We start from the raw sequence: 21,239 nt of genomic DNA, 5'->3' as shown, positions 1-21,239 counted from the left end.
TAGAAGCGTAAGATTTGAGCTAAACAAGATTACCTCAATGAAATTGTGGTGGGTTATTTGTGCTGCTGCTATCGTTGTTCAACCCTTACTTGCATTCATAACAGCGAGAGGTTACCTTAAGATCGGTTTAGAAGCTACGCCAGAGACTCAATCTGGTCTATTAAATGCCCTGCCCCCTTTGGATTACTTTGGGTTTGAATTAGTTCCTTTTGGCGTACTGCCAATGGTGATATTTGGAGGAATGATTGGGGGCAGTGAATATTTACATCATCAACTGCGTACAACCTTACTTGTTCAGAGCAGTCGGATCAAGATATTCTGTGCGAAAGCACTCGCAGTTGTAGTCTGCGGCGTAATTATTTCAAGTACAGCTATATATTTAACCATCTCCATTACACATTTCACATTAGGGGGACAGGGACTACCTCCAATTTCTTTAAGTTCTACAGCTTGGCAGTTTATTGGTTACTCGGTCCTGGATTGGATTTTACTTACGATCCTTTCATTTGGATTAGGCATGGTCTTTAAAAATGCAATAGTGCCCTTAGCTTTTTTGGTTCCACAAATTTATAATTTAGGCTTATATCTAGCTCAAAAGTGGGATTGGGGAATGTACCTTCCGGTGGCAGCCGGTAATCTTCTCTTTGCAACACCAACAGATCCTTTTGAGCATGATCCTTTAAAAGGCGTTGTTGTACTTCTCGTATGGGCAATTGCAGCTTTGTCCGTTTCTTGTTACACCTTTATTCGTAATGATGTAGGGGGGAGATATTGATGTATGCTGCGATGCTTAGTGAAAAGACTAAATTTTTTTCATTTGGCTGGTGTATTCTGGGTATATTCGGGGCAGCAGCTGTTCCGCTCATTTACCTATTAACATTGGATACATCAACGTCCGTGGGTGAAAAGGAAATTTTCTCACTTTGTTTACAAGCCCTCTATTTAGGTCATCCAGGTGTTATAGTCGCCAGTGCAGCCTATTTCGGACAAGAATACTCGAACTCTGCGTTAAGAACAACACTTCTCACACAACCATCAAGACTAAAATTAATAGGTGTGAAATTTATCAATAATGCACTAATTACCGTAATTGCAGGGATCGCTGCGAGTATTATTTGTTCTCTTGTGCTGTTCATTCAATTTGATATGGAATGGTCGTCAGCCTATGGAATGATGATGGCTGAAAGTTTACCTCTAAGTATACTTAGTTGGGTCCAAATGGCCTTAATAACCTCTGCTCTATCTGTAATTACAAAATCGCTTATCGTACCACTAGCTATAATGCTCCCTCTGATGTTGGGACTGAGCCACATGTTTTTTTCAATTTCTCAATCAGCAAAATTTTTACCCACCCTTGCTGTAATGAACCTTTTTTCGTTACCTGAGTCTACTGCTTTTCTAGAAAAATGGTCGGGGTTGGGCATGCAATTTGCTTGGGCCGTATTGTTAATAGCCATCTCTACTTATGTCTTCTCGTATCGTAATGTTCGTTAATAGCAAAGTACATAAATAAGGTACTGCAGAAAAATATATATCTGTATTCGTTAGATGCTAAAAATCAGCAGGGTTAGAGAATCTTTCAAAGATTCTCTAACCCTGCTTTTATTTTAATACGTTTTTTTAGTGAGGATGAAGTGCGATGCACGGGTAAGAATAGATAAGAGAATAGACAAGAGTTAAGAGATAAGAGAAGAAGAAAAAATAGATATGGTGATAAACATGACAGAAAACTCGTTTTTTTGGAAAGAACTGCTGGCGTGGTATTCAGAGAACGGGCGGCATGATTTTCCTTGGCGGAATACCACAGATCCCTACCGGATATTACTTGCAGAGTTTTTGCTTCAGCAGACCCATGTACGCAAAGTGGAAGAAGTTTATGATCGAATGCTGCGTGAGTATGGTGATATAAGAGAACTTGCCAATGCAAATATGGAAACCGTAGAGGCAATCATTGCTCCGATCGGGCTGAAGTATCGTGCAGCAAGATTAATCAGAACAGCTGAAATTATCTGCAGTGAGCATCATGGTCAAGTGCCGAATAATTACATCGAGTTAAGAAAGCTTCCTGGAGTCGGAGATTATATTGCGAATGCCGTGCTTTGTTATGCTTTTGATCAGCCTGTCGTCCCCATTGATACCAATGTGATTCGCCTCTTTACAAGGTACTTTGGTTATACTTCAACCAAAACCAGGCCTCGGATGGACAGAGAGTTAGCACAAAAAATCAGGAGTCATTTTGAAGGCATGGAACGAACAAGGGAAGCTAATTTGGCAGTACTGGATCTTGCCGGAGCAATATGTACTGCCAGAAAACCTCATTCGACCGAGTGCCCATTATCCAGATATTGTACAGACTTTCTCTCACGTACAGCAGATTCCAATCCATAATGGATCGTTTCGGCCAATGGGTTTAACACCAACAGAAGTTTATTTCTCAAGTCATTCATACTTGGAGAGATAAGCTTCTTTTTATTGGGGATTTTTCTCAAAAATAGGTTGACACATAAGTGGTAGAATATATATCATATGATCTATATCAAGTGAAATGTATTGTATTGGACCTTTCACTCCAGGAGGAGACAACACACATGGCACCCAAAAAGAAGTTTACTAAAGATCAAATTATTGATGCAGCGTTCGAAATTGCGAGGGTAGAGGGGGTTAATTCCATTACAATCCGCAAGGTGGCGGAGAAGCTGGGAGGCTCGATCGCCCCAATCTATGTAAATTTCAAGGAAATTGGTGAGCTGCTTGAAGGTGTATATGAGAAAACCTTTGAAGTGAGCAGACAGATTCTGCTGGAGCAAAAATCCGGGCATCCGTTTCAGGATATTGGGGTGGCCAGCATTCGTTTTGCCAGAGAGTATCCTATGTTGTTTCGGGATATTGTTATGCAGAAAAATGATCAAGCGAAGCATAATGAGGAAGAAACAAGACATTTCATACACATGATGAGAACGGACCCTGATCTGAGCGGATTATCGGATGATGAACTGATGACCATTCTACTCAAGATGAAGACGTTTCAGGTTGGGATAAGTGTGATGGCTGCGAACGATTTGCTGCCAGAGGATTACACGGAGGAACGGATGATTCAGCTCATGAATAGTGCAGCTGAAGATGTCATCAGCACAGCGAGGCGTAGAATCGAACAATCATAGATGGGAGGGGATCGGGGTTAACATATCAGCAGGAAGAAGAAAGCTCAGTCTGCTTTTATTCATCGTGGTGGTGTTGGCAAGCGGTTGGATTGGTGTATGGGTAGATATGAAGATGCCGGAACAACCGGAAGGAAATTCGTTAGGCATGGGGTTGTGGCTGGTATTGCCGATGCTCACGATGCTCGTGCTGCGAATAGTAAGTCGGGATTGGAAGGATATTGGCGTGAGGTTCAATTTTAAAGGGAATATGAAATGGTATGCTGCAGCTATTGCGATCTATCCTGTTATGGCAGTCATCGTTGTTGGTCTTGCATTTCTTTTGGACAGCGCCCATGTCTCTGATATTGAGATCAATACGCTTCTAACCCTTATCGGTGTTTCCACTGCGGGCAGCTTTATAAAGAATATTTTTGAAGAGTTTGCTTGGCGTGGATATTTAACTCCCAAACTGATTGAGTTGAAGTTTAATGATGGGTCGCTTTATCTCGTGTCTGGCCTTGTATGGGCTCTATGGCATGCTCCTTATTATATGGTTTTCCTTCCTAATACTTATTTTGAGACAACCACGAGAACGAGCTTTCTCTTGATAGGTTGTGTGTTGATGGTCGCATGGTCGATCATGTACGTCGAAATTTATCGTCTTACGAAATCAGTATGGCCGTGTGTATTCATGCACGCTGTGGAAGATGGGGTCCCTACCTTGCTGTTATCGGTAACCGGAATCATTACACTAACCAAAACAGGGGAATTGTGGCTTAGTCCGACAACTGGTATTATTACAACGGTTTTATTCGTTGGATTCGGCTTATGGCTCAGATCGGTCCGAGTCAGGAAAGAACAGAAACTAAGCTTGGGACATTAGAAAGAGCTAGAGGGCACATCGCCTGATTCCAGTGGTATTCAAGACACATCAAAAAGGAGCTGGAACTGTACTACATTGTACTATCCCTGCTCCCTATTCGTGTATAAAATGCTGCTCCTAAGAATCAGCAACGATTCACCATTCCAGTCCTGACTCTATGTGTAATAACAGTTCATGCTGCTCAGCCTATCTACCTTTACGCGATAGATGTAACTGGATGTTTAACACGTACAGGATAGATATGATCACCATGGTTTTTTACAAAAAGACCTTCATTGGTCATTGTGCTTTTTAAATCGATATCTTTGTTCTCATCCGGGGTGAAATGAAACGTTACTTTCTCCGTAGTTTCATCAGAGATCGTATTCAAAATATCTTTCATATTGATTTCGTTTAAGCTGACAACATCGAAGAGGTCGATATTACTGTCTTCTTTCTGATAAATGACAATGACCTTTTCGTTTTCCAAATAATAAATATCATTATTAAACACATTCAAACAATAAAACATGAATATGCCAGGAGTATGATTGGTTGCAAACCGCTTGGAAACAGGCAATCTTTGTGATGCAAATTGTTGAATAAGGTGTAAATCATCTGCGTCAGTTACATCCAGTCTCCGCAGGTTCGCAGATTTTGATGGGTTAGCTGTACTGTGGAAATCCATTGAAAACAGGTGTTCTTCTAAGGGTTTGAACCCAAACTTAGGGTAGAAATCAAGCACGGATTCATTGGCAAAAAGGTACATGACATCGTACTTGTTCTCGTATTCCTCCAGAATTTTGTTCATTAAATGCGTGGATAGTCCTTTCTTGCGGTAGTCGGGATGTGTCATCACCGTGCCAATTTGGATTGCATTTTTCTTCTCTCCGTGGATGACCAGTTCTAGGATATTCACGGATGCATTAGCAACAATCTGATCTCCATCTGCAAACGAGAAAGGGGTGTATCCTTCGCCCCAGCAACCATGTCGATACCAATTTTCAAAATGGATATCAAATGTACTCGCAGCGAGTTCAAAAAAACTGTTCCGAAGTGTGTCATTATTTTTATAATTTTTCGTAAATTTCAAATCCTGCATGATATGTTCTCCTTGTCTTGTTGTTAAGTCGAATCAAACTTACATTTCTACCATATATTATTCGGTGGAAAGTTCTAAAACCCTTCACTTAACATCAAGAGTAATTAATAACGAATAACATAAGAAAAGAACTGCCAATGCTGGTCAGTTCTTTATTCGTATCGTACATTTATGTAATTTCTTGATCGTCTGTAAGAGCGGTAACGACTGTAATTAAAGTGGTGGAGAATTACCATCTGTCCATTCTTTCTTTACTGTGCAGCATCGAGTACCCTGTCAATCAAACCATAATCTCTGGCTTCATGCGCATTCATAAAGTTGTCTCTGTCCGTATCTCGTTCAATGTTCTCCAAGGGCTGACCAGTCTGCCCAGATAGGATATTGTTGATGTTATCCCGTAATCGAATAATGCGTTTAGCACTAATAGCAATATCTGAGGCTTGACCTTGTGCTCCGCCAAGCGGTTGATGAATCATAATTTCGCTGTGTGGAAGCGCGAATCGTTTACCTTTTGCACCATTAGATAGTAAAAAAGCACCCATAGATGCAGCCATGCCAACACATAGTGTAGATACATCGGCCTTAACCAAATGCATGGCATCATAGATGCCCATACCTGCTGTAATGGAACCGCCCGGTGAATTGATGTACATATGAATGTCCTTTTCCGAATCCATGGCATCCAAATAGAGCAGCTGTGCAATAACGCTGTTCGCAAGCGCGTCTGTGATTTCTCCAGATACAAACAAGATCCGGTCCTGCAGCAGCCTGGAGTATATATCGTAGGTGCGTTCCCCGCGGGAGGATTGTTCGACAACGTATGGAATCAGATTCATAGTGATACCCCCTTTAGTATCCATAGTCAATTCGATAATTCTTTTCAAGACGAGAAATCCTTTGTTCCAGTATCTTTGGCTGAATGTAAACAAAATTACTGTCATCTTCGTCATCATCTTGGGTAGGAGAGGTATTGCTTAAGGCTTTGACTCGTTCAACAACGTGCTGATTAATCTCGGCTGTATCCATTTCTTCTTCAGGGACGACTTGAATCGAGATGTCTTGATGTACGGCTGCCTCGGAGGTCAGCAAGCTTACTACGATGGTCATTTCACCACATGGAATCGCATCTTGCGTAAAAATTTCTATGATCATGTCTTGACCTGAGGCATCCGTGATAATGTGTCCTTGCTCATTTTCAATCAGACCATTCAGATTCTTGGAGCGATAAATCCCTTTTGGCAGCTGGATTTTGATTTCAGATATTTGGAGTAAGTCTTCCGGATGGAGCTGTATCCATAGATGATTCATGCCTTCTTCGTTTTCCATCTTGGACTTTGCTAACTGAATATCAACCATTACAAATGTTCACCCCTTAGTGCTTGCGATACAGATTCGATGACTCTTTGTTTGACCTCCGCAGATATTCGAGGACTAATCGTGATAATAACATCATCTGTAATCTTGAGTGTTTCGTTTTCAATAATGCGGCTTGGTTCATATAACGTAATTTGCTGGCTAATTTTCTCGATGTCATCCATCGAAAGTTTCTTTAAGGTTTCCTGAATGGAAGACAGAGTCTCACCTGTTCTGGATAGAGTGATGATTGCACGAAAATGATGAAGATGGTTATCCGTGTAAACTCTTTTGTTGCCCACTAATTCAAGCGGAGGTACCATTCCGATTTGGGTGTAGTACCTCACGGTTCGCAGATTCATGCGAGGATCATCCTGCTGGAGAATTTCAGCAACTTGTTTAGCTGTATAACTATTCATGATACACCTCCTATGACATTAAACTGTTCATGTTACAGTTTACTGTATTGTGTACAGTTTACTGTAACATAATACATTTGTCAAAATAAAACATTTAGCCTTTATGGGGAAGTGTATAATTGCTGGAGAAAAGAGAAATATCTCCTGGACGCTGCCTTAAGTGAGATATCGTTTGCCCTTTCTTTGATCATCATCCCAAGTCCAAGTTTAGTGTGTTATATTGAGGGAGAACGGGTTAGAGGTATACAAGCTGTGCAGGTGTTCAGGAATTATTTCAAGAAATATTTCAAGAAATATTTCAAGAATGACGTGAACCCGCATTCATGTATGGTACTTTTCCACTGTATTCAAATCACTTACGCGTTCACACAATACCATTACATAACAGGTGGGATGTAAGATGTTCTTTGTTGTTACATTGCTTGTGTGTTTCGTTCTATTCATGCTGCTGACATCGTTCTTCAACAGGAAACATAAAGTGCTGATCTCGTTCGCCAGTGCTCTTGTGGTGAGCATGCTGCTTCAGGTGTTGGAACAATTTTATCTGAGCAGTATTTTGGTGGCAGCGTTTCTGGTTTACTTTATCATCGGGAATATCAGCACGTTCAAAAGCAGCCAGTTGAAGCTGAGCTTGGCGATATTATTCAGTACATCGGTGGTAACGCTCGTCCTTTCTTTTACCTACTTTAATCAAAAGACAGCGCCACCAGATGCCGAGATTCTTAGAGTCATGTTTATCTATTATCCGCTGCTTGTTATATTCATCGCGTGTTATGCCTATATGCTTCTTAACCTGTTTAATTTTAAAATATTGCAGGCGGCCAATCCGTTCCTGTACATCTTGAATAAAGCTCGCGCGTGGCGGCGGATGATGCATATGTTCTGGATTATTTCACGCAAAGGGTTGGCTCATTTGATCCAGCAGGATCATGCCAAACTGCCATATGTTATTGCTGAAGTACTGGATAACATGGGTGGTGTATTTGTGAAGTTTGCCCAAGTGTTATCGACCAAAAAGGACATGTTACCTGCAAACTACATCCAGGCCTTCTCCAGTTTACATGATCAGGTGAAACCGCTAAGCCCACATGAGCTGAAAGCGATTATCGACAACAAAATCGGAAATATGGATGAAACTTATGAATCCTTTGGCATGGAACCCATCGCAGCGGCTTCGATTGGACAAGTTCATCTGGCGAAGCTGAAGTTGACGGGAGAGAAGGTTGTTGTCAAAATCTTAAGACCTGATGTGAAGCAGAAAATGACGGTTGATTTGGATATTTTAATCCAGTTTGTATCATGGCTATCCGAGCGTTCTGTCAAAATCCAAAGACTGGGATTAATTCAGCTTGCTGAAGGGTTCAAACAGAATTTGATCGAGGAAACGGATTTTGATATTGAAGCCTTGAATACGAATCTGATCCGAAAAGCATTTGAAGAACACAACATTCGTATCCGTGTCCCCGAAATCTATTCGGAGTGTTCGACAAAACAGATCTTAACCATGGAATACATCAAAGGAACCAGCTTCACGAAAGCGGTGACAAGTGATGTTTCCGAGAGGATCATGCACGCATTCTTGGATCAGATTCTAGTGATAGGTATCTTTCATGCAGACCCGCACCCCGGAAATCTGATGCTGACCGCTGATGGAGAGGTTGCGCTGATCGACTTCGGTTCGGTGGGTTACTTAACGGATGAAGAACGAGGTGGGATGTTAAGCTTCCTGATGGGATACAGCAATCGAGATACGAAAGAGATGGCGCATGGTTTGACACGAGTTTGTGAGGATGGGCATTTACTGGATGAAAAGTTGATTGAACAGCGTCTGAGCCGACTTTTGTCTGAAGCATCTTTCTCACCAGATCCGACAAGTGTCATGATGAAACGAATGATGTCCATGATCACGGAGATGGGGCTTTCGTTAAAACCTACGATTGCCGGAGCATTCAGAGCCATCATTACGTTGGATGGGACACTGTCATCTGTAGATGATACGTACTCTTTATCTGCAGCCAGTCAATCTTACGCAGCTCATATGGATAAAGGACAAGTGGTCAAAGAGCGTATAACAAAGGTCAAAGAGCAGATTACAGACTACATTCCGAAGTTGTTGGAACTGCCTATTCTGAAGGACAATAAAATTACGATTGCTCGTGAGGAAAATCATTCACTGCATGATTTCACGGGCACTCTGACAGTGGGTGTATTCACGGTAATCTGTATGGTTGTCATGCTTGCTAGCTTTGTGCTGCAGGGTGAATTGATGCGATTTTTATTCGCTCCGTTATCCATATCTGGATTTGGCGTAGGCATGATCATATTGATCGTGGCTGTAATTAAACAGTTGAAACCGAAGGTGTAAGTAAGATGCAGAATGAGACAGAATGGAGGCTGTACTATGCCAGTATCATTAGATAAGGCAAGGGATTTTGTATATGCTAACGGTTTACTCTGGGAGCAAGCGTTATTTAGTTATCTTTTTGATGGTGGCTCGATTGAACGACTGTATCAGTGCCTGCTCTGTTACAAAAATGCAGACGGCGGGTGGGGACATGGTTTGGAGCATGATATTAAATGTCCGGATTCACATCCGCTCGCGCTGGAGTTTCTTCTGACCATGGGCAGGGATATGAATCTGGCGCTGACAGAGGTGTTGATCGGTACGGTAGACTGGGTTGAAAGCAATCGAAATGAAGACGGCTCTTTGAAGAATCCTGACTCCTTACATAAGTACCCTCATGCTCCGTGGTGGAGTAGTGGCGGGCAGTCCGCACCCGATTCAATTACAGGTAATTTGATCAAACAGGGGATTTGCTCCGCTTCCTTAGCTGCATCGACATCGATCTGGGCAAAATCTAACCTGACGCTGGGGCACATTCAGGCCAATGATTGGCTCTTTATGGCATACCATGCCCATGACTACTATCTCAATCTCGAAGATACTCCTGAGAATAGACCTTTTATAGAAGCGACAATCGACAATATTATAAAATGTGCTCAGAACACGACGGAGAAAAACTACTTTACCCTTTTCCAATTTGCCAGTTCACCGGATACCCGGGTCGCTCAGGCGATGTCTAAGGATATGCTGAACGAATTTCTGGATGATCTGGTGTCTTCGCAGCGTGAAGATGGCGGCTGGAGCGATGAGCATGGCTTGAAGCATTGGCAGCCGTATCATACGATCTTTACGTTATCGGTGCTTCGGAATTACGGGAGGCTGTAAGTTGGAAAAGTAATCATTTGTGATAGACCCAGTTCTGCTGAATTTGGGTCTTTTCGTTATTTAAGCAGAGCGATCGGGAAGATGACCGTAACCAGAGTGAAGGGAAGAACGTCCTATAAGACAATAGATGATATTTAAAAAAAACAAAACACGAAGGAAGGGTCGATGATGCCATGAGAAAACCCATTCCGAGATCCAAGCTGCGGTTGATGTTGGGAAAAACATACTATACTTGGCGAAGGTATGCGAAATGGTTAATTGACGGTACATCATTTGCTAAGTCCTTCTCGCAGGAAAAGTTTCCGCATGTTATATTCCATCATGAAACACCTACCCTTCGAAAGTTGAAGGACGTGGATATGTGGCTTCAGCATAACAAAGAAATCAATCTGTCAATTGCAATTGAATGTCTGAATGGACTGCTCCTTCAGCCTGGTGAAACGATGTCTTATTGGAAGCTGATCGGCAAAACTACAGCGCGCAAAGGTTATCTTCCGGGGATGATATTATTTTATGGCGGCTTTAAACCTGGGGTTGGCGGAGGACTCTGTCAGCTTTCGAATCTAATTTACTGGATGACGCTGCACACACCACTTGCCGTAGTTGAACGTCATCGGCACAGTTATGATGTATTCCCTGATTCGAACCGTACACAGCCGTTTGGAAGCGGAGCCACGTGTGCTTATAACTATCTGGATCTGATGATCTCGAATCCAACGACAACCTGTTACCAGCTTCATCTGGAATTAAAGAATCATGTACTGCAGGGAGAATGGCGGGCGAACGAGAAAGTACAGTACTCTTATGAAATATATGAGAAACAGCACCGTATTGAGCAGCAGCATTGGGGAGGTTACGTCAGGAGAAATGTGCTTCATCGGCGGGTTTACAATCAGGAAGGTGAACAGATTAATGATGAATTCATCATTGAGAACAATGCCTTGATGATGTATTCTCCGTTATTAACCGAATCAGCAATAACAGCAGAGTAAACAGCATTTTAAAACTACGGGTTTTCAATCAGAATAAGCTGTGCAGTCAGCGCGCATCCGATATACACCGGTGCGCGCTGTTTGAGTTTGCTTCAGTAAGCGATACCTGGTTCAATTCTTACTCGACCGCAAAATGTACAGCCGCACTGTACAGCATTTTATTACGAATAGGGTCAAATGTGACTTGGTGCTGAACCTGTTTCACTCGTAATACTAATGCTTTGTTTATATTGATTCGTTCCTCAATTGCTCGTTCCAATTCCTGAAAATCATACGCCTGCAGACATTCAACCTTGTCTTTGATCATATCCAATGAAATTTCCATCCTCTTCAGGCCTCCTCCAATTTTAATTTGCAGGTTAAGAGCCTGCCGAGCTTCATTGTAGAGCAGCTTCTTCAGTTCTACAATAGTGTGCGTAATTCAGAGGAACAGCAAAGACTAGTTTGTATGAAGAGCTTAGATCGTAATCGTAGAAAATGAAAAAGAATCTAATGAGACGGAGGCACCCGCCCGATAAATATATGAATCATAACGAATGTAACATTGACTTGAAGCCGCCAGCCTTTAGTTTGAACTGAAAAGGAGTCAACAGCCAATGATACGTGTCATTTTAATTGATGATGAAGCAGATGCTTTGAATTTGCTTGAAATATTGCTTAAGCAGGTAGGAGATGTCGAAATTGCCGGAACATATCTCAATCCTTTTCAAGCCATCGATGCTCTAAGCGAAACAGTGGTCGATGCCGTGTTCCTAGATATCCAGATGCCTGGTATGAAGGGGACCGAAGCTGCGCGCCGCATCCGAAGCATCTCGCCGGAGCTGCCCATTATTTTCACGACTGCCTATGCGGAATATGCGCTGGAAGCATTCGAGATTGATTCTACCGATTACTTGCTAAAGCCTTTTACATTAGCCAGATTAGAGAATACAGTGACTCGGATAGCAAAAAGTCTATCCAAGCAGAAAGATTCAGAGCAGACCAATAAGGCTCCTGTTCCGTCTGTTCGATCTCTTGGTGGGTTTCATATCTTCTCGCCGCCCAAGCCCGATATAGAAGTTATATGGAAAACAAAAAAAGAACGAGAACTGTGTGCGTTCCTCATTCATCATGAGGGCAAACGTGTGAATGCTGGCTTCATTATTGAGGCATTGTGGCCGGAGTATGATCTCGACAAAGCCAAATCGTATTTGTATACCTGTCTCTCTTATCTGCGGAAAAGCCTGACGGATCAAGACATCCCGATCCATATTCACAAAGGAAATCAGGGATTTTCCGCTGAGCTGAACAATATCACGACGGATGTGTCACTGTTCGAGACATTACTGAACCAAATATTGGGCGAAGGAAATATGAACGAGAAGCATTACCATCAGATGAACGAGATGTACAATGGAGATTATATGGAAGGATGCAATTTCGACTGGGCAATCGCCAAACAGTTGGAGATCAAATCCTTGTATGTCCGTGTGTTGCGCAAATGGAGTGTTTATTACCGTAACCGAGAAAATCTCTCATTTGCAGTGGATAGCTTGCAGCGACTGCTCACGATATTTCCCGACTCCGAGACCGACGGCCGGTCATTGATCAAACTCCATCTGGAGCTCGGTAATCGGAACGAGGCGTACCGTGTATGTTTGCAGTTGGAACAGGCTGTACGCGTACAGCTTGGATCAGAATTAGAGGAGGAAACGATGTTACTTTTTCATCAAACGAAGGAAAGACAGAGTTCACAGCTCAATGAGTCGTAAAATCATTGCGCTGCTTATTACAATAGCGATTCTTTTTACCACCTATGGATTACTGCTGACATATTTTACGGTCAATAAACAAAAGATGCCCACTGCAGTCAATGGAACGATGGATTTGACGAATTGGGCATTTGAGGAGAAGGGTGTCGTTCGGTTGGACGGACAATGGGAGTTTTATCCCCATCAGCTGCTTTTCAGCCGCTCTCTTGCCTCAGATCGTAGGGGAGATTATGTACCTTCAATGATCCAGGTACCAGGTAACTGGGCTAAGCAGATGGATACGTTAGGTGAAGCCACTTACCGATTGAGGATACGGATTGATGATGACAATATCGTATATGGGATCAAAACGGCCGCCATTCTGATCTCTAACAGGCTTATCGTCAATGGCCAAGTTGTAGGCTCCAGTGGAGACCCCAACCTGAAGGAAGACTATCGAGCACTCAATAAGCCATATGTCAGTTACTTCACATTAAAACAGGGTTGGAATGATGTTCTTATCGAGGTTGCTAATCATGAATTTAAGGTTGCTAGCGGAATAGGTGAATCCATTCAGCTTGGTAAGGCGGATCAGATTTCTAGAATACGGGATCTGGCGACTGCACATGACTGGGTGGTAATGACCGCCTTTCTGATCATGGGACTCTACTTTATAGGTTTATTCTCTCAGCGGAGGAATGATCTTTCCCTTGTCGTATTTGGGTTCGTGTGTTTGTTTATCGCGGCTTTTACAAGTGTCAGCGGTGAGAGGGTATTGTTTGATGTGATCGGAGCACTCCCATTCTGGCTCTATTTCCGAATCCAAATGGTAGTGACAGTTGGGGTAGGCGTAGGCTTTTTCCTGTATGTGTATACGGCATTTCGCCCGTATAGTCACAAATGGCTTACTAAAGGAGGTTTAATTACAGGCGCATGTCTGCTCCTCCTGCATTTGGTTTTCGCTGTGCAGATTACGACCGGACTGATGCGTGTTGTGACGTCACTGTATGTCACGTTGGCTCTGCTGTACGCAACATATGTGTTTGTTCATGCTGTTCTGCATAAGGTAGCTGGCAGCTGGTATCTTGCCGTGGCAGCGATGGCATTAAACGCTTTGATTTTGAACCAGAACATGAACGTATATTTCGGAGTACCCATCTATTCACTGCCACCAGTCGAGCCGTTTCTTGTGCTTCTCATCCTTGGACTGCTGATGTCTTTCCGATTTTCCAATGCTTTTCAGAGGATTGAGGAACTTTCCGAGCAGCTGCTTGAGGCAGATAAACAAAAGGATGATTTTCTTGCGCGTACCTCGCATGAATTCAAGACCCCTCTGCACGGCGTGATGAACATATCACGATCCATGCTTGATGATGCGGCAAACCCAGCTACAGCCGAGCAGCGGGAAAAGCTGCAGTTAGTGATTGAAGTTACAAGGAAACTGTCTCAGCTTGTCTATGACATTCTGGACTTATCCAAATTGAAACAGGGAGAATTCAGAATTGCACCTGCACCAGTAGACGTACGTTCGATTGTAGAGCTGCAGATTCGTTTTTACACCTATCTTTGTGCCGAGAAGGATATTCAGCTTATCAATCAGGTACCAGCGAACTTCCCTTTCGCGTATGCTGATGAAATCAGATTAAGCCAAGTCATTAGTAATTTTCTTGATAACGCGGTCAAACACACAGATCATGGTACCGTTGTGGTCACTGGAAAAGTATGCGGAGGTTCGCTTCAATTGGAGGTCAGGGATACAGGGGCAGGTATTGATCCGAAGGATCTGCCGCATATTTATGAGCCTTTTAAATCCATGGAGGGAACACAGAAGCGCGGTTTCGGGCTGGGGCTGCCGATTGCGAAGCAGCTAATCGATCTGCAGGGAGGGGAGCTTGAAGTTATATCTACGGTTGGGGTGGGCACTACATTTACGTTTACTTTACCGATGGCAGATTCAACTAGGAAGAGTACTCCAGCCCTGCAGCGTTCAACGGAACCTTACAATCTGCCTTTGAAAAAGGAATATTCCTTTTCAACACCTTGGATTATGAATGCCGAAGGTAATCGTACGGTACTAATTGTTGATGATCAGTATGTGAATCTGAAAGTTTTACTCGATGCGCTGCAATCGCTCGATTATCGAGTTATCGCGGTCAAAGACGGATACGAGGCGCTGGAACAGATCAACCAGCCGGGGAGAATAGATCTGGTCATTCTGGATCTGATGATGCCCGGCATGTCTGGATATGAAGTATGTCTGGAAATTCGCAAGCGGTATTCGCTGCTGGAACTGCCTGTGCTCATGGTGACAGCAGCACTGCAGCCGCAGGATAAAGTGGCGGCCTTCCAGGTGGGAGCTAATGATTATTTGCCTAAACCATTTGATCTGGAAGAACTGAAGGCTCGAATTGGAAGTTTGCTTGCCATGAAGGAATCGTTGGGAAGAGCCATACATATGGAGGTGGCGTTCCTTCAATCGCAGATCAAGCCGCACTTTTTATATAATGTTCTTAATAGTATTGTTTCTTCCAGTTATACGGATGTGGAGCGTGCAAGGAACATGATTATCGCGCTGGCGGATTACTTACGTGGGAGCTTTCGATTCAGCAATACGGATGATCGCATCGAATTTGATGAAGAATTCCAACTTATACAAACATATGTGGAGATTGAGCAAACAAGATTCGGTGATCGAATATGTTTCAAATATGACATACCTGAGGAGGCTTATCGTCTGAAAATGCCCCCACTGCTCCTGCAGCCGTTAGTTGAAAATGCAATTCGTCACGGTATTGGAGCACAGATCGAAGGCGGAACAGTACAATTGACAGCATCAAGAGCAGATGGTTTCTGGTTATTTACTATAACCGACGACGGAGTTGGAATTTCACCTGAGCGAATCCATCTGTTCATGGATCCGAATGAATCGAATGTAGAACAAGGTGTAGGCTTGCGGAATATCAATAAACGTTTGAGATTTGAGTATGGTACTTCACTGGAACTTATGAGCGAACCGGGTCGTGGGACGAGTGTTGCTTTTCGTATTCCGGATATGCAGTCTTAAGGGGGAATTTTATATCAAGGGTTCCATCGCATTTGCGATGGAACCTTTTTTTTGTTGGTATGGCTTGTTGTGAACATGAGATGGAATGGATTAGGTGTAAGGGCCGCACGTCACAATCAGGAGTTATGGAGGTTATATGGGTCGAAGTGTGTCGAATTTAGTTGAATTTTAAGGTTTTTTTAAGGTGAAGTCCGTTATGCTGAGCAGAAGTGTATGAATCATACATAGTAAACGAGAAGACGGAGGGATAGATGCGTAATGGACCCTGTAAAAACCTTAATGAAGAGACTCAACAGACATTTTCGAAGAATGGCACACCTGTTCATGGCCATTATTCTTTTTATACCATCCTTGATGGTTGGGGGCAGTATCACATCGGCAGCATCGGGCTGGTCGATCATTGATGGGTATGGAGAAACTGGGATTAACGTGAATCCAGCTATGAGAGGCGAAAAGCCTGCCATAGTGGAATGGAAGGGTGAAATTTATGCGGCATGGCGAGAAACAATTCAAAGTACGCCTACCATTGGTCAAATCCGAGTCAAAAAATTTAATGGCTCGAACTGGGTAAGTGTTGACGGAGGTCACCCAATATATGGTTTGAATTTTGATGTCAACAAAGATGTAGTTTCTCCGGTTCTCGCTGTGTCTAATAACGCTTTGTATTTATCTTGGACAGAGATGAAAACCTCTTCTATTGGCCAAATTCGGGTCAAAAAGTATGACGGTACGAGCTGGAAAAATGCCGAAGGAGAGGGTGCGGAAGGAATTAATGTAAATCCCTCAGTCAATGCTATTAGTTCCAAGTTGACTTCATATAAAGGCGAGTTATACGCCATATGGGGCGAGGCAGCCAAGATCCGCGCCAAGAAATACAATGGTACTACTTGGACAAGCCTTGACGGAGGCGGAACGGAAGGGTTAAACATCACCCCAGACACTGGAGCAGGTGGGCCAGCTATGATTGTGTTTGGCGACGACTTATATGCAATGTGGTCTGAAAGAGCGGCCAATGGTTTTAGTATAGTGCGGGTGAAGAAGTATGATGGTACCAACTGGACTGTGGCTGACGGTGGAGTTGGCTTGAATAAAGTAAGTTGGAATAATGCAATAACTCCAGCTTTAAGTGTTTTCGATGACCATTTGTACGCAGCATGGGTGGAAGCCCGCGGTGGTCAATATAGTACTGATGATCAAATTCGTGTTAAAAAATTTGACGGAACGACTTGGACCAATATTGATGGAGATGGTGAGTATGGTATTAATGTAAATATCGGTATGCGTGCTTTCGAGGTTCAGTTAGCGGGTATGAAAAACGAGTTATATGCCATTTGGTCCGAAAATTCAGGAGAATGGGTAAATGGGGTTCCCGTTTTCAAAATTCGTGTAAAAAAATATAACGGAAATGGATGGGTGCTAGCCGAGAATGGAAGAAATGGTGGTTTGAATGCGTTTGGAACTAAAACCGCCATGAACCCTGCTATCACAGCAATGAATGGAGCACTGTATGCGGTGTGGGACGAGAATGACAGAAAAGTCGTAAATATAAGGGCGGCCCAATTCACACCGCCGCCTCCACCAAGTGTTACCAGTGTGACGATGAGCCCGGTTAGGACAAGTACTATGCAAGGGGGAAGCAGACAGCTATTTGCTGTGGTTAACGCGGTGGGAGAAGCGCCAACAACAGTCCATTGGAGCAGTAGTGACACTACGAACAAAGTTACAGTAAATGCTGCAGGCTTAGTTAACGTGGCACGGGATGCGACACCGGGCGATTACATCATCACGGCTGCTTCCACTTATGACAGCACGAAAACAGCTGCAGCAACCGTTACGGTGACCTATGCACCAGCGGTTCAAAGTATAACCGTTAGTCCGGGTACTGCTAGCCTGATGCAGGGGGAAAGTACGCAGCTAACAGCAGCGGTAACAGCAGTAGGTGGAGCACCAGATACGGTAAGATGGTACAGTGGTGATCTCAGTAATAAAGTAACGGTAGATGCATCGGGGAAGGTTAGTGCGGCACCTGACGCCAGGCCGGGCGACTATATCATTACAGCATCTTCCTCTTATGATACGGGCAAGAGAGAATCGGCGGTTATTACGGTGACGTATGCACCAGCCGTTAATAGTGTCAGTATTAGTCCCGGTACCGACACGATGATGCAGGGAGAGAGCAGACAACTGGTCTCAACCGTAAACGCTGTAGGTGGGGCGGCATCAACAGTAACATGGGCAAGTAGTGACGTGGATAACAAAGTTGCAGTAAGTGATACAGGCTTCGTAACGGCTGCAGCGGACGCTGTACCGGGAAACTACACCATTACGGCAGCTTCGACGGTAGACAGCAGCAAAGTGGGGACAGCGGTAATTACGGTGACGTATGCGCCAGCAGTAAACGGTGTCAACGTTACGCCTGATCCAGCAAGCATCGTGCAGGGAGATAGCCTGCAGTTAGAGGCAGTTGTTGAGGCAGTTGGAGGAGCTACGACTGATGTAACGTGGAACAGCAGCGACCAAACCGGTAAAGTTACAGTAAGTAATACAGGCTTGGTAGCGGCTGCAGCAGATGCTGTACCGGGTGACTATACGGTGACAGCTGCATCCATTCAAGACGGCAGCAAAACGGGCAGGGCAGCCATAACAGTCACGTATGCACCCGCCATTCACAGCATCACTGTTAATCCGGAAAGTACTACCGTCATGCAGGGAAGTAGCGAACAGCTTACCGCTGTTGTCAATGCGGTGGGCGGAGCCGATCCATCTGTGATGTGGGTAAGTAACGACTCCAGCAGCAAGGTGACGGTGAGCAGCACCGGAAACGTTAGCGTCGCTTCCGATGCCGTGCCGGGGGACTATGTGATTACAGCAGCTTCAGTGTACGATCCAACTAAGGCTGCAGTGTCCATGATCAAGGTGACGTATGCACCCGCCGTGAACAGCGTCATCGTTAATCCGGCTGCGGACAGCCTGATGCAGGGAGAGAGCAGACAGCTGACGGCAGCGGTAGACACCGTAGGCGGAGCCGATATAACGGTGACGTGGAGCAGTAACGATACAGCAAATAAGGTGAAGGTCAGCGATACAGGTTATGTTACGGTAGAGGCCGATGCTGAGCCAGGGGAATATACCATTCTCGCAACTTCCACAGTAGATAACAGCAAAAAAGGGACCATGGTTCTTACGGTAACAGCAGCTCCAACGTATACCATTGCTCCGATTGAAGATCGCACACTGAAATCCATGATGCTCGGGTATGCATCGGGTACTCAGGAAACAAACACCGTTTTCATTCAGCATACAGGTTCTGGGAAGCTGGTCAATTTATCCGTTTCCCTTAGCGGGAATGGTTCGGAAGCCTTTGTTATTACACAGCCAGATACGGAGCTGGCTGCCGGAGAGCAGACCCATTTCACCCTGCATGCCAAAGATGGATTACCAGCAGGAACATATACAGCTGTGGTCACATTAGCAGCAGATCATATGACACCTGTGACTTTCAAAGTCATCCAAGCGGTGAATCTGCCTACTTCCAGCGTTCCGGAAGTGCCAACAGATGTGACTGCGACTCCGGACAGCGGACAAGCTACCGTGAGATTTACAGCACCAGCACATAACGGTGGAAGTCCGATTACGGGATACGAGGTGACTGTGCTGCCAGGCAATGTGATCGTTAAAGGCAGTGCCAGTCCGATTACAGTGACAGGGTTGAGTAACGGGACAAGCTACACGTTTACGGTGAAAGCCATTAACAGTGTGGGCAAAAGCAAAGAGTCGGCTATTTCTAATGTGGTTACGCCTGCAGGAACTTCTGCTCCGCCAACCAGTTCGCCTGTCACACAAGCTCCATCGACTACAGCAGTAACGCCTGTCACACCAACGCCAACAACACCAGCAGTAGCGACGACTGGCGTCGATATTCTGGTTAATGGGAAGGTGGAGAATGCCGGACAAGCGATAACATCCCGGCGTAATCAACAAACCGCGTTAACGATTGTGGTGGATCAGCAGAAGCTGAACGATAGATTGGCCGCTGAGGGGCAGCGCGCGGTTGTTACGATTCCTATTCGCCAAGCGTTTGACGTCTTTGTTGGTGAACTTACTGGTGAAATGATCAGGACAATGGAAGAATATCAAGCTGTACTGGAATTCCAAACAGAACAGGCTTCATACACCGTTCCCGCCGGACAGATCCGTATCGGGGAGATTGCAGGTCAAGTTGGAGGTTCAAACGATCTGCAGGGAATCAAGGTGCAGATTGAAATCGCAGCACCAACATCTGTTCAATCGGAAAATGTATTGCGTGCTGCTGCCCAGAATGAGCTGACACTTGCTGCTCAGCCGCTCGACTTTACAGTTAAAGCTGTATACGGTGACCAATCACTTGAAATCAAAAGTTTTGATGCCTATGTTGAGAGAACGATAGCCATTCCAGATGACATAGATCCGAATAAAATTACAACTGGTGTTGTGGTGGAGCCAGACGGATCAGTTCGTCATGTTCCGACCAAAGTACGTCAAAATAACGGAAGATATGAGGCTGAAATTAACAGCCTCACCAACAGTACTTATGCAGTGGTATGGCATCCGATGCAATTTGAGGACGTAACCAATCATTGGAGTAAAGACGCTGTGAATGATATGGGATCTCGGATGATTGTGGAAGGCGTCGGGAATGGCAGCTTTAGTCCTGACCGAGCCGTGACCCGTGCAGAGTTCACCGCAGTAGTTGTCCGTGGTCTAGGACTTCGTCCGGAGAATGGGGCATCCCCATTTATGGATATGCACAATGAGGATTGGTACAATGGTGCTGTTCGTACAGCATATGCATACAGACTAATTAACGGTTTTGAGGATGGTACCTTCCACCCTAACGAAACCATTACTAGAGAACAGGCAATGGTCATTTTGGCCAAAGCAATGAAGATTACTGGGCTAAAAGACAGTTTGAACTCATCCACTGTGGATGAAGCACTTCAGATGTTCCAAGATGAGACTGCTGTATCCTCCTGGGCACGAACCAGTGCAGCAGATAGCGTGAAGTCCGGTCTTGTGCAGGGGCGCAGCCAGTCATTACTTGTACCTAAGGGTAAGATTACACGCGCCGAGATTGCGGCGATCATGCAGAGATTACTGCAGAAGTCAGATCTAATCTAAGTGGAGATCGTTGGAATTTAGGGTGGATAATATAAGCTGTAACGTATGAAAACTAGAATAGCGGAACGAGGAATAATGACTCCTTGTTCCGCTTTTTTATAGTTTGATTTTATAAGAATATGATGCTTCTCTCGAGGGTGTGATATAATCGTTCTGCAGATCATGAACTATTTCAGGATAAAGAATTTTCC

16 protein-coding genes are annotated in these 21,239 nt (G+C 44.3%); 11 read left to right on the top strand and 5 right to left on the bottom strand.

Features of this window, described 5'->3' with window-relative positions:
- The first annotated feature begins 37 nt into the window (after positions 1 to 37).
- The 5 genes from ABXS70_RS22195 (at position 38) to ABXS70_RS22175 (ending at position 4,023) form a co-directional block, all read left to right on the top strand.
- A complete protein-coding gene (locus tag ABXS70_RS22195; RefSeq protein WP_342554230.1) occupies positions 38 to 775 on the top strand; it encodes an ABC transporter permease in 738 nt (245 codons plus the stop codon).
- Positions 775 to 1,494, top strand: coding sequence for an ABC transporter permease (locus ABXS70_RS22190; RefSeq protein WP_342554231.1), 720 nt, complete (start codon positions 775 to 777; stop codon positions 1,492 to 1,494). Before ABXS70_RS22195 ends, ABXS70_RS22190 begins: the two co-directional genes overlap by 1 nt.
- Positions 1,495 to 1,719: 225 nt before the next feature.
- Positions 1,720 to 2,388: a hypothetical protein gene (locus tag ABXS70_RS22185; RefSeq protein ID WP_342554232.1), complete on the top strand. Its 669-nt coding sequence runs from the start codon at positions 1,720 to 1,722 to the stop codon at positions 2,386 to 2,388.
- 200 nt (positions 2,389 to 2,588) lie between these two features.
- Positions 2,589 to 3,161: a TetR/AcrR family transcriptional regulator gene (locus tag ABXS70_RS22180; protein WP_342554233.1), complete on the top strand. Its 573-nt coding sequence runs from the start codon at positions 2,589 to 2,591 to the stop codon at positions 3,159 to 3,161.
- Between the two features lie 22 nt (positions 3,162 to 3,183).
- Complete coding sequence (locus tag ABXS70_RS22175; RefSeq protein ID WP_366296733.1) at positions 3,184 to 4,023, top strand: CPBP family glutamic-type intramembrane protease; 840 nt, start codon at positions 3,184 to 3,186, stop codon at positions 4,021 to 4,023.
- A 196-nt stretch (positions 4,024 to 4,219) separates the two neighbouring features.
- On the opposite strand, the gene ABXS70_RS22170 is transcribed toward ABXS70_RS22175, so the two are convergent.
- From ABXS70_RS22170 to ABXS70_RS22155, 4 genes are all read right to left on the bottom strand, one after another.
- Complete coding sequence (locus ABXS70_RS22170) at positions 4,220 to 5,104, bottom strand: GNAT family N-acetyltransferase (RefSeq protein ID WP_366290915.1); 885 nt, start codon at positions 5,102 to 5,104, stop codon at positions 4,220 to 4,222.
- Between the two features lie 251 nt (positions 5,105 to 5,355).
- The gene (gene clpP, locus ABXS70_RS22165; RefSeq protein WP_342554235.1) at positions 5,356 to 5,940 is read right to left on the bottom strand and encodes an ATP-dependent Clp endopeptidase proteolytic subunit ClpP; all 585 of its coding nucleotides are present in this window, start codon (positions 5,938 to 5,940) and stop codon (positions 5,356 to 5,358) included.
- 13 nt (positions 5,941 to 5,953) lie between these two features.
- Positions 5,954 to 6,460 (bottom strand): hypothetical protein, encoded by a 507-nt coding sequence (locus ABXS70_RS22160; RefSeq protein ID WP_366290912.1) that lies wholly within the window; start codon positions 6,458 to 6,460, stop codon positions 5,954 to 5,956.
- Positions 6,460 to 6,876, bottom strand: coding sequence for a MerR family transcriptional regulator (locus tag ABXS70_RS22155; RefSeq protein WP_342554237.1), 417 nt, complete (start codon positions 6,874 to 6,876; stop codon positions 6,460 to 6,462). The genes ABXS70_RS22160 and ABXS70_RS22155 overlap by 1 nt, the downstream gene beginning before the upstream one ends.
- A gap of 400 nt (positions 6,877 to 7,276) precedes the next feature.
- On the opposite strand from ABXS70_RS22155, the gene ABXS70_RS22150 reads away from it, so the two are divergent.
- From ABXS70_RS22150 to ABXS70_RS22140, 3 genes are all read left to right on the top strand, one after another.
- Positions 7,277 to 9,241 carry an AarF/ABC1/UbiB kinase family protein gene (locus tag ABXS70_RS22150; RefSeq protein WP_342554238.1) on the top strand — a complete coding sequence of 655 codons (1,965 nt, stop codon included), beginning with the start codon at positions 7,277 to 7,279 and terminating at the stop codon, positions 9,239 to 9,241.
- Between the two features lie 36 nt (positions 9,242 to 9,277).
- A complete protein-coding gene (locus ABXS70_RS22145) occupies positions 9,278 to 10,105 on the top strand; it encodes a hypothetical protein (RefSeq protein WP_342554239.1) in 828 nt (275 codons plus the stop codon).
- Positions 10,106 to 10,278: 173 nt separating this feature from the next.
- Complete coding sequence (locus ABXS70_RS22140) at positions 10,279 to 11,097, top strand: VanW family protein (RefSeq protein ID WP_366290907.1); 819 nt, start codon at positions 10,279 to 10,281, stop codon at positions 11,095 to 11,097.
- 118 nt (positions 11,098 to 11,215) lie between these two features.
- Here ABXS70_RS22140 and ABXS70_RS22135 read toward each other — a convergent pair whose 3' ends face one another.
- Positions 11,216 to 11,422 (bottom strand): DUF2536 family protein, encoded by a 207-nt coding sequence (locus ABXS70_RS22135; RefSeq protein ID WP_342554241.1) that lies wholly within the window; start codon positions 11,420 to 11,422, stop codon positions 11,216 to 11,218.
- 271 nt (positions 11,423 to 11,693) lie between these two features.
- Here ABXS70_RS22135 and ABXS70_RS22130 point away from each other — a divergent pair, with 271 nt between their 5' ends.
- The 3 genes from ABXS70_RS22130 (at position 11,694) to ABXS70_RS22120 (ending at position 21,048) form a co-directional block, all read left to right on the top strand.
- Positions 11,694 to 12,848 carry a response regulator gene (locus ABXS70_RS22130; RefSeq protein ID WP_366290904.1) on the top strand — a complete coding sequence of 385 codons (1,155 nt, stop codon included), beginning with the start codon at positions 11,694 to 11,696 and terminating at the stop codon, positions 12,846 to 12,848.
- The gene (locus ABXS70_RS22125) at positions 12,838 to 15,891 is read left to right on the top strand and encodes an ATP-binding protein (protein WP_342554243.1); all 3,054 of its coding nucleotides are present in this window, start codon (positions 12,838 to 12,840) and stop codon (positions 15,889 to 15,891) included. The genes ABXS70_RS22130 and ABXS70_RS22125 overlap by 11 nt, the downstream gene beginning before the upstream one ends.
- A gap of 258 nt (positions 15,892 to 16,149) precedes the next feature.
- Complete coding sequence (locus ABXS70_RS22120) at positions 16,150 to 21,048, top strand: Ig-like domain-containing protein (protein WP_342554244.1); 4,899 nt, start codon at positions 16,150 to 16,152, stop codon at positions 21,046 to 21,048.
- Positions 21,049 to 21,239 lie beyond the last annotated feature (191 nt).

It is taken from the genome of Paenibacillus sp. AN1007 (assembly GCF_040702995.1).
Lineage (GTDB): Bacteria > Bacillota > Bacilli > Paenibacillales > Paenibacillaceae > Paenibacillus.
This window is presented reverse-complemented; position numbering and strand designations above follow the sequence as displayed.

Excerpts from the sequence above, each read along its gene's own strand:
- ABXS70_RS22195 (WP_342554230.1), top strand. The coding sequence starts at position 38 with ATGAAATTGTGGTGGGTTATTTGTGCTGCTGCTATCGTTGTTCAACCC.
- ABXS70_RS22190 (WP_342554231.1), top strand. The coding sequence starts at position 775 with ATGTATGCTGCGATGCTTAGTGAAAAGACTAAATTTTTTTCATTTGGC.
- ABXS70_RS22185 (WP_342554232.1), top strand. The coding sequence starts at position 1,720 with ATGACAGAAAACTCGTTTTTTTGGAAAGAACTGCTGGCGTGGTATTCA.
- ABXS70_RS22180 (WP_342554233.1), top strand. The coding sequence starts at position 2,589 with ATGGCACCCAAAAAGAAGTTTACTAAAGATCAAATTATTGATGCAGCG.
- ABXS70_RS22170 (WP_366290915.1), bottom strand. The coding sequence starts at position 5,104 with ATGCAGGATTTGAAATTTACGAAAAATTATAAAAATAATGACACACTT.
- clpP (WP_342554235.1), bottom strand. The coding sequence starts at position 5,940 with ATGAATCTGATTCCATACGTTGTCGAACAATCCTCCCGCGGGGAACGC.
- ABXS70_RS22160 (WP_366290912.1), bottom strand. The coding sequence starts at position 6,460 with ATGGTTGATATTCAGTTAGCAAAGTCCAAGATGGAAAACGAAGAAGGC.
- ABXS70_RS22155 (WP_342554237.1), bottom strand. The coding sequence starts at position 6,876 with ATGAATAGTTATACAGCTAAACAAGTTGCTGAAATTCTCCAGCAGGAT.
- ABXS70_RS22150 (WP_342554238.1), top strand. The coding sequence starts at position 7,277 with ATGTTCTTTGTTGTTACATTGCTTGTGTGTTTCGTTCTATTCATGCTG.
- ABXS70_RS22145 (WP_342554239.1), top strand. The coding sequence starts at position 9,278 with ATGCCAGTATCATTAGATAAGGCAAGGGATTTTGTATATGCTAACGGT.
- ABXS70_RS22140 (WP_366290907.1), top strand. The coding sequence starts at position 10,279 with ATGAGAAAACCCATTCCGAGATCCAAGCTGCGGTTGATGTTGGGAAAA.
- ABXS70_RS22135 (WP_342554241.1), bottom strand. The coding sequence starts at position 11,422 with ATGGAAATTTCATTGGATATGATCAAAGACAAGGTTGAATGTCTGCAG.
- ABXS70_RS22130 (WP_366290904.1), top strand. The coding sequence starts at position 11,694 with ATGATACGTGTCATTTTAATTGATGATGAAGCAGATGCTTTGAATTTG.
- ABXS70_RS22125 (WP_342554243.1), top strand. The coding sequence starts at position 12,838 with ATGAGTCGTAAAATCATTGCGCTGCTTATTACAATAGCGATTCTTTTT.
- ABXS70_RS22120 (WP_342554244.1), top strand. The coding sequence starts at position 16,150 with ATGGACCCTGTAAAAACCTTAATGAAGAGACTCAACAGACATTTTCGA.